Here is a 12,943-nt window from a genome sequence, read left to right on the forward strand (position 1 = left end):
CAACATTGGCACCCTTTGCTTTTTGCCTTTGATGGGCTCACTCTGATTTTTGGCCGCTCTCCTCAAAAGCGGTTTCGGCCTGCTCAACGATGCTGTCCAACGCCTCTTTGAGTGCGGCCTCACAGTGCCAAATCGCCTCTGTCCCCATGTGACGAAGCGCGCCCCCCAGCAAGGAGATCGCCTCATCACTGGTCGCGGTGGCCAGGTCGCGCAGGGTTTCACCCGCGCCGCCCAAAGCCTTGTCCTCGGGCTTGCTGCGCGGCAGCAATGCGGCTGCGGCAATACCAAGGGCAAGTGCGGCGATACCGCTGGCCATGATCTCGGTCGGTTCCGGCTTTGGCCTGTGGTCGTCGGCATCCGGGGTTTGTGATTCTGGCGCCTTGATGCCAGCATCGCCCCGCCAATGGTCTTTGGTTTTTGGCGGCGGTGCTGTTTCCCGCTTGCCGAACATCAGCCAACACAGCCCGGCCCCGGCAATCACCGCAGCAAGCGGATTTCGCGCAATGCGGTCACCCACAGCTTTGCCCCCGGCTTTGCCCCCCGCTTTGACAGCCAAAGCCAGCCTCGCCCCAAGCCCGCCGCCGGCGCTTTGCGGGCTGGCATTCCCCCCGGTTTGCTTGGGATCAAGCCTGGATTTCAGGCCCGATACTGTGTCTGCCAGCCCTTGGGTCTCGGCCTGCACAAGCGCACGCAACTCATTCCGCTTCATCTTCCTCTCCCGCTGCTACAGCTTGAAGGACCCGTTCCAGATCCTCCACGATCCGCGTATATACCCGCCCCGGCAGGCCAAGAACGCGGCGCATAAATCGTATGGCCCCCCAAAATGCAGCCCCCGCAGCGACCAAAAACCCAGCAGACGTCACAAGCTGCGCCATCCACGGCGCCACCCCGTTGGCAACCAAAGCGCTGGCAACCGCCATTCCCAACAGCATCACAGCCACCAAGGCGATGATGACGGCGAGGCAACAAAAAACCACGGCCAAAATCGCCGCCACGATGGCCGCCCGGATATCCAGCTTGGTCAGAGCCAACTCTGCCGCGAAAATGCGGCGCAGATGGCAAAGCGCCTGAAGGATCAGACCGCCCGCGTGTTTGGGCCCGGCATCAGGCATCATTAGCCCAGCGCTTTGGCCCTTTTAGGGTTTTTGGGTGCGGTTTGCCTAGGTGCGGCTTTCGTGGCTTGCGCCTTGACGTCCTCCGCAACCCGGCGCGAGATGTCTGCCTGCGCCTCATCCGTCGAACCTCCGGCGCGCAAGACACGGGTCAGGGCAAAGCCGGCCAGGGCCAGACCCGCCACGAACAGGGCGGGGTGTTCCTTGGCAAAGCTTTTGGTGCGCCCAACCACATCGCTGGCCGAAACCTCGCGCAAGGCGGTAGACGCTTTTTCGACACCGTCATGCGCAGCTGCTTTTGCTCGGCCTGCCGTTTGCTGCATGACTTCTTTCGCCGCAACCGCCGCATCCGCTGCCCTATGGGCTGCCTCCTCGACCGCTTCTTTGGCGTAGCTGGTTATATCTTCAGCGGCAGCAAGGCTATGCTGCTCCAGCGCCGATACCGTTTCAGTAATTTCACGCTCTGGTTTTGCCATGATAATCTCCATTCCGTTTGTGTTGAAGTGTCAGGCCGTCTGAATTCCAAACCATAAGGAAAACTGCGGATCATGCGAGACGTGCCAGCGCTACGCCCGCCCTTTTTCTGTGCGCGGGCCGAAAAACAGCCAAAGCACGAAACCCAGTATCGGCATCAAGACGACCAATAGAACCCAAAGAACCTTGCGCCCGGTTGATGCGCTGGACCCGACAATACCTATCAGGGCCCAAATATCGAGCGCCAAAACGATCAGGCCGCCGATCCCTGAAAACTCGAACATGCTCAACTCTGTCATCGCGGCTCTCCGTGGCTGGTTCCGTGGTGGGTATTCGTGCATCAACGCACCGATTGCAGCTTTGGTTCCCGGATGGACCTGTGGGGCCTTTGCAAAAGGGGCCAGCCCTTTTGGCGCAACAAACCACCGCTGCCCGAAAGATCTACAGCCAAAGTACGGAACCAGACGGCCAGTCAAGACGTTCTCTTAGCATCGCTGTAACCAATAAGGAGATACCGAATGCTTGGCTGGGCTCTTACATTTCTTGTCGTCGCATTGATCGCTGCCGCCCTCGGTTTTGGTGGCATTGCGGGCGCATCTGCCGGGATCGCAAAGATCCTGTTCTTCATCTTTATCGTGCTATTTGTCGTGGCAATGATTGCCCGCGCGCTGAAGGGGCGGCCACCTGTTTGACAAAAACCGTGTCGTAACAGACCCTTATGATACAATATCAAGCGCCTTGGCATGTCATGCCAAGGCGCTTTTTTTGGGCCGCAAAGGTAATTTCAACAAGTACCGGAAACGCTTCAGGTTGGCGTGTCTGTCGTGGCCAAAAGCGGCGGTGACTCTCCTGACAGGAAGTTCGCGAATTTGTGCAGCGCGGGCAAATGATCAGCGATAACACTTGTCACCACCAGCAAAGGCACCGCAACAACCATGCCCACGATTGACCATAGATAGGCGCCAAGCGCAATTGCGCCAAACACGACAACCGGATTCATGCGCAGCCTGCGCGAGACATAATATGGCGTGATCAATTGCCCTTCGATCGCGGTCAGGGCCATATAGACCAGACCGACAAACAGCGGGTAGCCGATGCCGAAAAAGGTCATCAGCGCAACGAATGTGGCAACCAATGCCCCAGCAATCGCACCAAGATAGGGCACGAAATTGAACAGAAAGGCCATCAGGCCAAAAACCGCCGGGCTTGGCATCCCAAGCGCCCACATCGCCAGCCCAATTGCCACCCCCAACCCGACGTTGATGATTGTAATCGCCCCAAGATACTGGCCCAAACTATCCTCGATATCGCGCAGGGCCTTATAGGCCGCCCGCTTATCGCTAAGCGCATCAAAACTTTGAACAATTTTAAGGTACAGCAAATCGCCGCACAGGATCAGAAAGAACAGCAGGCACAGCACAAAGAAAACCTGACCCACCAATTCCGGCATCGCCGTTACGATGGCGATAAAGGCCGAACTGGTCACCACCGCCGATTCCGGGTCGCCATTGCGGCGCAATTGCATGACCGCTGCGTCCAGCAACGAAATAGACCCGCGAAGCCCCTGGATCTTGCTTTCAAGCCTGCCAGTGATTTCCGGGATGCGGTCCAGCAATTGACTGGCCGGGGTTGCAATCGCCATCAACACAAGGGCAACCGCCACGACCACAGTCAACACGATCAGGCCAGCCGCTATGCCTGCCGGAATCTTGCGCCGCACCATGGATCGGCGCAGGCGGGCAAACACAAAGAACAGCAAAAAGGCCAGTGTGACCGGGATCAAAAAGCCACTGGCCAAAGAAATGGCAAACAGGGCCAGAATGAACGCCATAAAGACGCAAGCCCTTGTCAGGGCTTGATTGGTTTGCTTCGCGGTGGAATGTATCGGAAATGAATGCGGTGACGGAGACACGGTTGGCTATCCGATTCTGGAAAAGAGCATGGGGGCAAGAATAGCCCATCTCACCAAGAAACGCGCCGGGCCGCATATCGGTTCCCTGCGCCACAACACTAGCTGCTACTGCGTTTCCGCAAAAACCTGATCAGGTGCACGGCCTTGGCTGACGTATCAACGCAGCGCGGCCTGTAGCAACTGCCGCTGTCTCTGCCCCATCCGTCTGCCTTTGCAAAAGCACTTTACCCCCTATCCGAATTTTTTGAGGCTGGCGCGTCGGGTCATGCCAAAGGCCTGTCCGCCGCCAAAGCGCTTGAGAAACGGCTGGTGCCAGACACCAGCGGGAAAAGTTCGGCCTGCAACGCGTGGTAAATATCTGGCTTGCCGGTAAATTGCGCCATAGCCACTGCGTTGGTGTCGGACAGTTCGGGGAACCAGCCGCCGCGGGCATGGTCGATCAGATGGTCATCGGCAAATTGCCACAGCCGACGATACCAGATTTCATCCTGCGGCTGCGGGTCCAGCTTGATCAATACCGCAATTGCGCCGATTGCTTCGGTCACTGGCCACCAATAGCGCGCGCTTCGCGCCACAGTACCATCAACCGCCAGCGTATAGACAAGACCGCCACGCTCGGCATGCCAGGCATCCGCCAGCGCTTGCCCGATCAAGCGGCGCGCAGCGATTGGCGCATCCGTACCGACACGCCCCGAAAGATCCCACATTTGCAGCAAGAGTTCGTGCAATCTCAAACGAATGGCCGGGGGTGGAGCCTGCGGGGCGAAACATCGGGTTGCCTTCGTAAACGCGATCAACTTGCCAATCCTGGGTATAATGTTCGGGCAGGCGCCAGTTTTCAGCAGGCGCGATCCGACCCACAAAAAAGTCGAGTATACTGCGGGCACGGCTTAGATACAGCGCTTCGCCTGTCGCCTCATAGGCGGTCAACATTGCCTCAACCCCGTGCATATTGGCGTTCATGCCACGATAGGTGGAAAATGCCTGCCAATCCTGGGTGAATTCATCGCGCAACAGGCCTGCATCCTTATCCCAATAGTGCCGGTCGATGATTTCGGACACATCGGCCAGTAACCGATCCGCCTCTGGGTGCCCCGCCTGTTTCGCGGTGGCTGCGGCCAGCAAAACAAACACATGCCCATAGGCCAGTTTGACCCCATCCGTGACGCCGGCCTGATCAACGGCCCAGGCATAGCCGCCATACCCCTTGTCGCGGTGGCGATGCCAAAGGTCAGCCATCCCCCGATCAATAATCCCTGCGCCATCACGCCTGCCTGCGATCTGGGCCAGCCCATAGGAATGGGTCAGCCGTGTCGTTGTAATCAACTCCTGCGCGCCCGGCAGCGGTTTCCCGGCAAAATCCAGCGTGACCAGCCCCGTCTTTGCCCCAAGGCTGGCATCAAAGAAATCCAGCTGTCGCAAGGCGTCGCGAATAAGATAGGCGCGATGCACAGCATCATTCAGCCAATAGCCATCTGTTGTCGCAGCAAGGGGGTCGCGCATTTGAAGTGCCTTTTTGAAAAAACCAAAGCGGTTTACAATCTGTCTGCGCCATGCCGATTGCAAGCCGCTTTTGGCGCACGCCTACAGCGTTTCGCCTTTGACTTGAAACAAGCCCAGCACATGACACATTGATTTTTGATCTTGGGCAGCGATATACCGGCCAGGTTCAGGGCGTAACGCCCTATTCTAGTCGCTGGCCTGCCATATCAAACAGATGCAGGTTGGCGGGGTCGGCGTTAAGCCGCACAACCTGCCCCCGTTTTTGGCTGCGATGCACGCCGGCAAGGCTGGCGGTAAAGCTGATATCCGTACCATCCAGCACGCCATGCAACAGGGTGTTCGCCCCCAAAGGCTCGGCCAGATGCACGGCAAGCGCCAATGGGCCGGCCTCATCCGGCACCACATGTTCGGGCCGAAGACCCAGTTTTACCGGCCCATCCGCCGCCGTAACCGCAAACGACCCGCCGGGCACTGATGCCCGCCCGCCGCTGACCTTGGAATCGAGGATATTCATCGACGGGCTGCCGATAAACTGCGCTGCAAACAGGCTTTGCGGCCGTTCATAGACATCCAGCGGCGTCCCGATCTGCTCGGCTATACCGCCATTCATCACAATCATGCGGTCGGCCATTGTCATCGCCTCTACCTGATCATGCGTCACATAAAGCGCGGTAATGCCCAGCTTGGCCTGCAATTCCTTGATTTCAAGCCGCATCTGCACCCGCAGCTTCGCATCCAGATTCGACAGCGGCTCATCAAACAAAAACACCGCAGGTTCGCGCACAATCGCACGCCCCATCGCCACCCGCTGCCGCTGCCCACCCGACAGCTCGCGCGGGCGCCGATCCAGCAGCGCCGAGAGTTGTAGCAGATCCGCCGCCTCGCGCACCTTTCGGTCAATCTCGGCGCGGGGCAGCCCCGCGATCTTCAACCCATATCCCATGTTCTGCGCCACGGAAAAATGCGGGTAAAGCGCATAATTCTGGAACACCATCGCAATATCGCGCTCCATCGGCTCTTTTTCATTCGCGCGTATGCCGCCAATCCGAACTTCGCCCTCGCTGATCGTTTCCAGCCCTGCCACCATCCGCAGCAAGGTCGATTTTCCGCAGCCCGATGGCCCGACGATCACGATAAACTCACCATCCGCGATATCAACGCTGATGCCTTGAATTACCTCGGCCTTGCCAAAGCGCTTCTTGACGTGGTCCAGTTCTACAGTTGCCATTCTTTTACTTCTCGCTGTCCACAAGTCCGCGGATAAACAGTTTTTGCATGGATACGACGACAAAAATCGGCGGCACCATCGCCAGAATAGAGGTCGCCATGATCACCGGCCAATCGGCCAGATCGTCGCCCGACGGGAACATCTGCTTGATTCCCATCACAATCGTATTCATCTCGGGCTTGGTCGTCACCAGCAGCGGCCAGAGATATTGATTCCAACCATAGATGAACAAAATGACGAATAGCGCCGCGATATTGGTCCGGCTCATCGGCAAGATGATATCCCAGAAAAACCGCATCGGGCTGGCACCATCAACGCGTGCTGCCTCGGTCAATTCATCCGGCACCGTCAGGTAGAATTGCCGAAACAGAAAGGTTGCGGTGGCACTGGCGATCAGCGGAAAGATCAGCCCGGAATAGCTGTTCAGCATCCCGAAACTTGCCACCACCTCATAGGTCGGCACGATCCGCACCTCCACCGGCAGCATCAGCGTCAGGAAAATCAGCCAAAAGAACATATTTCGCCCCGGAAAGCGGAAATACACAATCGCAAAGGCCGAAAGCAACGAGATCACAATCTTGCCCACCGCAATGCCAATCGCCATGATCAGGCTGTTTATCAGCATCGTTCCTACCGGCACATTCACGCCTGAAAACAACGCGCGGCTGTAGTTTTCCAGAAAATGCCCACCAGGAAGCAAGGGCAGCGGCGGGCTGGAAATATCGGCCTGCGTGACGGTTGACGCCACAAAGGCCAGCCAGATCGGGAAAAACACCACCAGCACGCCACAAATCATCAGCAGATGCGTCAGCCACAGCCCCGCGCCGCGCCGCTCTACCATGCCTGTCGGCTCATCTTTGGGCCTGAATACCATCAGTAATGCACCCGCTTTTCGAGGAACTTGAACTGCACCACCGTCAGTACCCCAACGACCACCAGCAACACCACCGATTGCGCGGCAGAGGAGCCGAGATCTTGGCCAACAAACCCATCCGAGAACACCTTGTAGACAAGGATCGTCGTGCTTTGCTGCGGCCCGCCACCGGTAATCGTGTGAATAACGCCGAAGGTTTCAAAGAATGCGTAGACCACATTCACCACCAACAGGAAAAACATGGTTGGCGAGATCAACGGCAGAACCATCGTGAAAAACCGCCGCCAGAATCGCGCACCATCAATCGCCGCCGCCTCGATCACCGATTTTGGCACCGCTTGCAGCGCGGCAAAAAAGAACAAGAAGTTATAGCTGATTCGCCCCCAGCTGCTGGCCACAACCACCAGCCCCATCGCCTCGGCCCCATTCAGCACATGGTTCCAGTCATAGCCAAGCTTGCCCAGATACCACGCCACAATCCCGATGCGGGTGTTGAACATGAACAGCCACAGCACCCCTGCCACAGCCGGCGCAATCGCATAAGGCCAGATCAGCAGCGTCCGATACGTCCCCGCGCCCTTGACCAGCCGATCAGCCAGCACGGCCAGAAACAGCGCAGGCACCATCGAACAGACCGTCACCAGCAAGGAAAACACCGCCGTCGTCACAAACGAGGCCCGGTAATGGCTGTTGCCAAACAGATATTCAAAATTCCCAAGGCCCACAAATCGCGTTGAAAGGCCAAAGGGATCCGGGATGAACATAGACTGCCAGATCGCCTGCCCTGCCGGATAAAAGAAGAATACCGCCGAAACCAGAACCTGCGGCATAATCAGCAAGAAGGGCAGCTTCCAGCCCTTGAAGGTTACGCGTTTTTCCATTTCACCCCCGAAAAGACATCAGGCGGGGGCATGATACCCCCGCCTGACATATCCGTTTATCGGCTGGTAGCTTCAAAGCGGCGCAGCAACTCATTACCGCGCGATACGGCGCTGTCCAACGCGGTTTGCGCGTCTTTGTCACCGACCCAAACTGCCTCCAGCTCCTCATCAATGATCGTGCGGATCTGATCAAAGTTGCCCAGACGGATGCCCTTGGAATTGGCAGTCGGCTGGTTCTTTGTCATCTGGATCACGGCAACATCGGTGCCCGGATTCTCTTCATAGAACCCGGATGCGCGCGTTGCGTCACCCGCGGCAATCGTAATCGGCAGATAGCCCGTATCCTTGTGCCACTGCTCCTGCACAGGGGTCGAAGACAGGTAGTTCAAAAACTCTGCCGCGCCTTTGTAATTGGCATCCTCTTTGCCAGCCATCACCCACAGCGAAGCACCACCGATAATCGTATTCAGCGGCGCATCGGCCACACCTTCCCAATAGGGCAAGGGGCGAACATCAAAGGCAAATTTCGCTTCGGCCTTGATACCGGCATAGCCAGCCGAACTTTCTGTGAACAGCGCACAATCGCCCGCGCGGAAATTCGCCCCGCCTTCATTCCGGCGGCCCGCATAAAAGAATTTTCCGTCCTTGGCCCAATCACCCAAAGCCTGGATATGCTTTACCTGCAGCGGGCTGTTGAACACCAGTTCCGTATCCAGCCCGGCAAAACCATTGTCTTGCGTGGCAAATGGCGTGTTGTGATAGGCTGACAGGTTTTCCAGTTGAATCCAGCTTTGCCAAGCGGTTGTCAGCGGGCAAGTGCTGCCTGCCGCTTTCAACGTATCCAGCACCGGGCCAATCTTATCCCATGTCGACAGGTCTACATCGGGGTCAATTCCCGCCGCAGTCAGCGCATCACGGTTCACCCACAACACCGGGGTAGAGGAGTTGAACGGCAGCGACAGCATCTGGCCGTCGGTATCGGTGTAATAGCCCTTCACCGCGCCAATATAGGCGTTAGGGTCAAAGGTCGCGCCCGCATCCGCCATCACTTGAAAAACCGGCTTAACCGCCCCTTTGGCCCCCATCATCGTCGCGGTGCCCACCTCGAACACCATCAAGATATCGGGCTGCTCACCCGCACGGAACGCGGCAATCCCTGCGTTCAATGCCTCGGAATAGTTGCCCTTTGATGTCGCCACGACCTTGTAATCGGCTTGGCCGGCGTTGAAATCCGCGACCTGCGCGTCAACCAACTCTGCCAGCCGCCCGGAAAAGGCATGCCAAAACTGAACTTCGGTCTGCGCGCTGGCAACCAGTGGCGACAGCGCTGTGGTTCCGGCGATCAATGCACCGATTGCGAACTTATTCATCATATCCTCCCAACAGGAATAGCCGCCCGAACAGGCAGGCAAATTGATCAGAAGCCAACACCGTTGTTGCCCGGCGTCGCGCTTCCAATACCATCACGATACCCTATGAAAATCATAAGACAACCACATTTATTTTTACACGGTCATAACAAATCGTTATGAAATTCTGGAAAGCCCCGGAAAACAGGCCCCTTATGCAATCTCGCTTCCAACTTCGCCAACTCGAAGCGCTGAATACCGTGGCCGCGCACGGCTCCATGACGCGCGCGGCCGCCGAACTTGGCATCTCGCAGCCCGCCGTGAGTCGGCTGATTTCCGATCTTTCATCGGAAATGGGCTTTCAGCTTTTTGATCGCCGCGAAGGCCGCCTTGTTCCCACACAAGAGGCACGGTTCTTGCTTCCCGACATTCGGCGCATGCTGGAAATGATGGATCAGCTGCACGATGTCAGCCGCAACATCACCACCCGCAAGGCCGGCCATTTGCGCGTGGCCTGCCTGCCCGGATTCGCGACCAGCCACCTGCCCGAAATCATCGCCAGCTTCCTTGCCCAGCGCCCCGGCGTCACCGTCACAATCGAACCCGACCGCCCCGAACGCATCCTTGAATGGATCATCGGCGAGCAATATGATTGCGGCATCACCGACGGATTCGATGGGCATCCGGCGGTAGAAAGCGAAACCATCCTTATCCGGTCGGTCTGCGTGCTGCCCGATGATCATCCCTTGTTGGCAAAGACACTCATCACGCCCGCCGATCTGGCCGATGAACGCCTGATCCACACCCGCCGCGACAGCAGCTTTTTTCGGGACCTGAACGAGTCCTTTCTTGCCGCCGGGGTAGAGATAAAACCTGTGGTCGAGGCCCGCCAGTTCACCGCCGCCTGCGAACTGGTCGCCCGCCGCGTTGGCGTCTCGATCATATCGGAACTTGATGCCGCAGGCTACGCGGGTCGCGGCCTTGCCTACCGCCCCTTCGCGCCCGCAATCGCGCACAGGCTTTCGCTCGTGCGGCCAGTCCATAAACACCCCTCGATGATCACGCTGGAATTCATGGACCTGTTTCGTGATAGTTTACGGGGGTTTGAACAGGGCTGAAACATTTTGACCGCCCCCATGGCAGGCCTAAAGCGTTTCGTCTTGAAGCCTTCCTCACATATCGCTGCCCGATGCACGCCTGAACGTTTTCATCCTGATACGATCCTGCGCAGCCAAAGAACCAAAGCCGCCCATCCCCAAACAAAAAAAGCCCCACCAGCCGGCAGGGCCTTTTTCAACCGCTGAAGTCAATCAATCCTTGGCGCGTTCCACATAGGAATTGTCTTCGGTGTTGATCACAATGCGCGTACCAACCCCGATATGCGGCGGCACCATCACACGCACCTTTTCATCGCAGATCGCGGGCTTGTAAGATGACGACGCGGTTTGCCCCTTTACCACGGGTTCCGTCTCGGTCACCTCAACAGTCAAACGCTGTGGCAATTCAATCGCGATGCAGACCCCGTTGAAGGTCTTCAACGAAACTTCCAGCCCGTCTTTCAAAAACATCGCCGTCTCGCCGATAATATCTTCTTGTACCGAAATCTGGTCAAAGCTTTCCGGTTCCATGAAGTGATAGCCTTCACCGTCAGCGTATAAAAAATTATACTTGCGCTCATCCACATGTGCGCGCTCGACCTGTTCGGTCGTGCGCCAGCGTTCGGATACCTTCACACCGTCCAGAATGCCCCGCATGTTCACCGATGTTGTCGGCGTCCCCTTTCCGGGGTGGAAGTTTTCAGCAGTCAGAACAACATAGAGCTTGTCGTTCATCTCAACGACATTGCCCTTGCGCAGCGAGGAGGCGATGACTTTCACGCGAATTTCCTTGTAACTATGGCGCCCGTCGCCTAATGCGCGGGCCGTTGGCGCTAGGCAATAGCCTATCTTGGCCGAAATCTCCAGACGAAAGGCGCAGAACATGACGAATCCGGCAAACTGGTGGCAGCCTGGCGCGCATGAAGGTCGCCGCCCCGCCCTTCTGGCCCGCAACCGTATTCAGGCCGCCCTGCGTGGCTGGCTTGCCGAACAGGATTTCATCGAGGTCGATCCCTCCGCCCTCGTCATCAGCCCCGGCAATGAAACCCATCTGCACGCGTTTGAAACCTGCGCCATTGGCAATGATGGCAGGCCGCAAACGATGTATCTGCACACATCGCCGGAATTTGCGATGAAAAAGCTGCTGGCAGCGGGGGAACACCGCATCCATGCCTTTGCCCATGTCTGGCGCAACCGCGAACGCGGCCCTCTGCACAGCCCGGAATTTACCATGCTTGAATGGTATCGCGTGGGGCAGGATTACTGCCTGTTGATGGAGGATTGCGCCCAATTCGCCCGCCTTGCCACCATCGCGGCGGGCAGTACCAAGCTGCGCTATAAATCCCATGAATGCGATCCGAACCTGCCGTTTGAACGGCTTTCGGTCGCCGATGCTTTTACACGCCATGCCGGCATTGACCTGCTGGCAACCATCACCCGTGATGGAAAAACCGACAGCGCGGCCCTTGCCGCCCAACTTGCGGCGCAAAATATCCGCTTTGCCCCCGATGACACATGGTCCGACCTGTTCTCTCGGACCTTGTCTGACCGCATCGAGCCCCATCTGGGCCATGGCCGGATGACCATGCTTGACCGCTATCCGCTGCCCGAGGCCGCCCTCGCGCGCCCTTGCCCTGATGATCCGCGCTGCGCCGAACGGTTTGAGGTCTATGCCTGCGGGGTCGAACTTGCCAACGGTTTTGGCGAGCTGACCAATGCCACCGAACAACGCGCCCGCTTTACCGCCGAAATGGACGAAAAACACCGCCGTTACGGCCAACGCTACCCGCTGGATGAGGATTTTCTGGCAGCCTTGCCCCATATGCCCGAAGCCGCCGGCATCGCCATGGGCTTTGACCGGCTTGTCATGCTTGCCACCGCGGCACCCAGCATTGACCATGTGATCTGGGCCCCGGTCGCCTGACCCAACGTGCCTTTTGGCCGCCGCCTGCCCCTGTGCGGCCCCATGCGAAACCATTGACAGGCCCCCGCAAAACACCCAGCCTGAAAAGATATTTAATGTATCATTTGGAGGCTGACCATTATGGCGCGACCCACTAGCTTCGTCAATTTCAACAAACTCGTTCTTCAGGCGCATAAAACCAAGAAAAACATCAAGGAAAACAAAAAGAAGGCCTATGAAGACTGGCAGCGCAAGCTTGGGAAAAAGGCCCAAAAGCTTGACAGGCTCGATACAACCTTGCGCGACACGCTCAAGGAAATCGAGGGCGCGATCAAGGAACGGTCTGATGATGTCAAGATGCAGTCGCGCTTTATGAGCATCATCGTAAAGGCCCAAAAAGAGCTGAAATACTACAAAAGCGTCCCGATAAAAGAGTCGCTTCCGCCGGTGCCCGTAAACACGACCAACCTTCAGGCAACGGCCCTGGTTCTGATGGCGATGATCCTCTATATTACGGCGTTGAAAGCGTATATGGCGCTGGCCAAGGCCTTGCAGGACAAGAAAAACTGACAAGCCTGACGCATGAGCGCCCCCCAAATGTCCGGGCCGG

General features: G+C 57.5%; 16 protein-coding genes. 4 read left to right on the forward strand and 12 right to left on the reverse strand.

The features are described from left to right. Positions 1-37: 37 nt before the first annotated feature. The 4 genes from VDP61_RS01325 to VDP61_RS01340 form a co-directional block, all read right to left on the reverse strand. Positions 38-709, reverse strand: coding sequence for a hypothetical protein (locus VDP61_RS01325; RefSeq protein WP_323005136.1), 672 nt, complete (start codon positions 707-709; stop codon positions 38-40). Next, the gene (locus VDP61_RS01330; protein ID WP_323005137.1) at positions 696-1,115 is read right to left on the reverse strand and encodes a phage holin family protein; all 420 of its coding nucleotides are present in this window, start codon (positions 1,113-1,115) and stop codon (positions 696-698) included. The genes VDP61_RS01325 and VDP61_RS01330 overlap by 14 nt, the downstream gene beginning before the upstream one ends. Beyond that, complete coding sequence (locus tag VDP61_RS01335) at positions 1,115-1,588, reverse strand: hypothetical protein (RefSeq protein ID WP_323005138.1); 474 nt, start codon at positions 1,586-1,588, stop codon at positions 1,115-1,117. Before VDP61_RS01335 ends, VDP61_RS01330 begins: the two co-directional genes overlap by 1 nt. 90 nt (positions 1,589-1,678) lie before the next feature. Then, positions 1,679-1,870, reverse strand: coding sequence for a PLDc N-terminal domain-containing protein (locus tag VDP61_RS01340; RefSeq protein ID WP_323005465.1), 192 nt, complete (start codon positions 1,868-1,870; stop codon positions 1,679-1,681). A 234-nt stretch (positions 1,871-2,104) separates the two neighbouring features. Between VDP61_RS01340 and VDP61_RS01345 the strand changes: the two genes are divergently transcribed. Next, positions 2,105-2,278 (forward strand): DUF1328 domain-containing protein, encoded by a 174-nt coding sequence (locus VDP61_RS01345; protein WP_323005139.1) that lies wholly within the window; start codon positions 2,105-2,107, stop codon positions 2,276-2,278. A 113-nt stretch (positions 2,279-2,391) separates the two neighbouring features. Here VDP61_RS01345 and VDP61_RS01350 read toward each other — a convergent pair whose 3' ends face one another. The 7 genes from VDP61_RS01350 to ugpB form a co-directional block, all read right to left on the reverse strand. Next, the gene (locus tag VDP61_RS01350; RefSeq protein ID WP_323005140.1) at positions 2,392-3,417 is read right to left on the reverse strand and encodes an AI-2E family transporter; all 1,026 of its coding nucleotides are present in this window, start codon (positions 3,415-3,417) and stop codon (positions 2,392-2,394) included. A 344-nt stretch (positions 3,418-3,761) separates the two neighbouring features. Beyond that, the gene (locus tag VDP61_RS01355; protein ID WP_416236477.1) at positions 3,762-4,151 is read right to left on the reverse strand and encodes an AGE family epimerase/isomerase; all 390 of its coding nucleotides are present in this window, start codon (positions 4,149-4,151) and stop codon (positions 3,762-3,764) included. Next, positions 4,081-5,001 carry an AGE family epimerase/isomerase gene (locus VDP61_RS01360; RefSeq protein WP_323005141.1) on the reverse strand — a complete coding sequence of 307 codons (921 nt, stop codon included), beginning with the start codon at positions 4,999-5,001 and terminating at the stop codon, positions 4,081-4,083. Before VDP61_RS01360 ends, VDP61_RS01355 begins: the two co-directional genes overlap by 71 nt. A 181-nt stretch (positions 5,002-5,182) precedes the next feature. Next, positions 5,183-6,229 carry a sn-glycerol-3-phosphate ABC transporter ATP-binding protein UgpC gene (locus tag VDP61_RS01365; RefSeq protein ID WP_323005142.1) on the reverse strand — a complete coding sequence of 349 codons (1,047 nt, stop codon included), beginning with the start codon at positions 6,227-6,229 and terminating at the stop codon, positions 5,183-5,185. A 4-nt stretch (positions 6,230-6,233) separates the two neighbouring features. After that, positions 6,234-7,070 (reverse strand): sn-glycerol-3-phosphate ABC transporter permease UgpE, encoded by an 837-nt coding sequence (gene ugpE / locus VDP61_RS01370; protein WP_323005467.1) that lies wholly within the window; start codon positions 7,068-7,070, stop codon positions 6,234-6,236. A 32-nt stretch (positions 7,071-7,102) separates the two neighbouring features. Beyond that, positions 7,103-7,984, reverse strand: a complete 882-nt coding sequence (gene ugpA / locus VDP61_RS01375; RefSeq protein WP_323005143.1) for a sn-glycerol-3-phosphate ABC transporter permease UgpA — start codon at positions 7,982-7,984, stop codon at positions 7,103-7,105. Between the two features lie 56 nt (positions 7,985-8,040). Further along, positions 8,041-9,354 carry a sn-glycerol-3-phosphate ABC transporter substrate-binding protein UgpB gene (ugpB, locus tag VDP61_RS01380; RefSeq protein WP_323005144.1) on the reverse strand — a complete coding sequence of 438 codons (1,314 nt, stop codon included), beginning with the start codon at positions 9,352-9,354 and terminating at the stop codon, positions 8,041-8,043. A gap of 194 nt (positions 9,355-9,548) precedes the next feature. Here ugpB and VDP61_RS01385 point away from each other — a divergent pair, with 194 nt between their 5' ends. After that, positions 9,549-10,451: a LysR substrate-binding domain-containing protein gene (locus VDP61_RS01385; protein ID WP_323005145.1), complete on the forward strand. Its 903-nt coding sequence runs from the start codon at positions 9,549-9,551 to the stop codon at positions 10,449-10,451. Positions 10,452-10,643: 192 nt separating this feature from the next. On the opposite strand, the gene efp is transcribed toward VDP61_RS01385, so the two are convergent. Further along, positions 10,644-11,210 carry an elongation factor P gene (efp, locus tag VDP61_RS01390; RefSeq protein ID WP_323005468.1) on the reverse strand — a complete coding sequence of 189 codons (567 nt, stop codon included), beginning with the start codon at positions 11,208-11,210 and terminating at the stop codon, positions 10,644-10,646. Between the two features lie 103 nt (positions 11,211-11,313). On the opposite strand from efp, the gene epmA reads away from it, so the two are divergent. Together epmA and VDP61_RS01400 are read left to right on the forward strand one after the other, a co-directional pair. Next, the gene (gene epmA / locus VDP61_RS01395; RefSeq protein ID WP_323005146.1) at positions 11,314-12,354 is read left to right on the forward strand and encodes an EF-P lysine aminoacylase EpmA; all 1,041 of its coding nucleotides are present in this window, start codon (positions 11,314-11,316) and stop codon (positions 12,352-12,354) included. A gap of 120 nt (positions 12,355-12,474) precedes the next feature. Beyond that, positions 12,475-12,903: a hypothetical protein gene (locus VDP61_RS01400; protein WP_323005147.1), complete on the forward strand. Its 429-nt coding sequence runs from the start codon at positions 12,475-12,477 to the stop codon at positions 12,901-12,903. Positions 12,904-12,943: the final 40 nt, after the last annotated feature.

The sequence above is a fragment of the Pseudorhodobacter sp. genome (assembly GCF_034675685.1).
Classification (GTDB): Bacteria; Pseudomonadota; Alphaproteobacteria; order Rhodobacterales; family Rhodobacteraceae; genus Pseudorhodobacter.

Coding starts and splice junctions, on each gene's coding strand:
- VDP61_RS01335 (WP_323005138.1), bottom strand. CDS start 1,588: ATGGCAAAACCAGAGCGTGAAATTACTGAAACGGTATCGGCGCTGGAG.
- VDP61_RS01345 (WP_323005139.1), top strand. CDS start 2,105: ATGCTTGGCTGGGCTCTTACATTTCTTGTCGTCGCATTGATCGCTGCC.
- VDP61_RS01385 (WP_323005145.1), top strand. CDS start 9,549: ATGCAATCTCGCTTCCAACTTCGCCAACTCGAAGCGCTGAATACCGTG.
- VDP61_RS01330 (WP_323005137.1), bottom strand. CDS start 1,115: ATGATGCCTGATGCCGGGCCCAAACACGCGGGCGGTCTGATCCTTCAG.
- VDP61_RS01400 (WP_323005147.1), top strand. CDS start 12,475: ATGGCGCGACCCACTAGCTTCGTCAATTTCAACAAACTCGTTCTTCAG.
- VDP61_RS01365 (WP_323005142.1), bottom strand. CDS start 6,229: ATGGCAACTGTAGAACTGGACCACGTCAAGAAGCGCTTTGGCAAGGCC.
- VDP61_RS01350 (WP_323005140.1), bottom strand. CDS start 3,417: ATGGCGTTCATTCTGGCCCTGTTTGCCATTTCTTTGGCCAGTGGCTTT.
- VDP61_RS01340 (WP_323005465.1), bottom strand. CDS start 1,870: ATGTTCGAGTTTTCAGGGATCGGCGGCCTGATCGTTTTGGCGCTCGAT.
- ugpA (WP_323005143.1), bottom strand. CDS start 7,984: ATGGAAAAACGCGTAACCTTCAAGGGCTGGAAGCTGCCCTTCTTGCTG.
- VDP61_RS01325 (WP_323005136.1), bottom strand. CDS start 709: ATGAAGCGGAATGAGTTGCGTGCGCTTGTGCAGGCCGAGACCCAAGGG.
- ugpE (WP_323005467.1), bottom strand. CDS start 7,070: ATGGTAGAGCGGCGCGGCGCGGGGCTGTGGCTGACGCATCTGCTGATG.
- VDP61_RS01360 (WP_323005141.1), bottom strand. CDS start 5,001: ATGCGCGACCCCCTTGCTGCGACAACAGATGGCTATTGGCTGAATGAT.
- ugpB (WP_323005144.1), bottom strand. CDS start 9,354: ATGAATAAGTTCGCAATCGGTGCATTGATCGCCGGAACCACAGCGCTG.
- epmA (WP_323005146.1), top strand. CDS start 11,314: ATGACGAATCCGGCAAACTGGTGGCAGCCTGGCGCGCATGAAGGTCGC.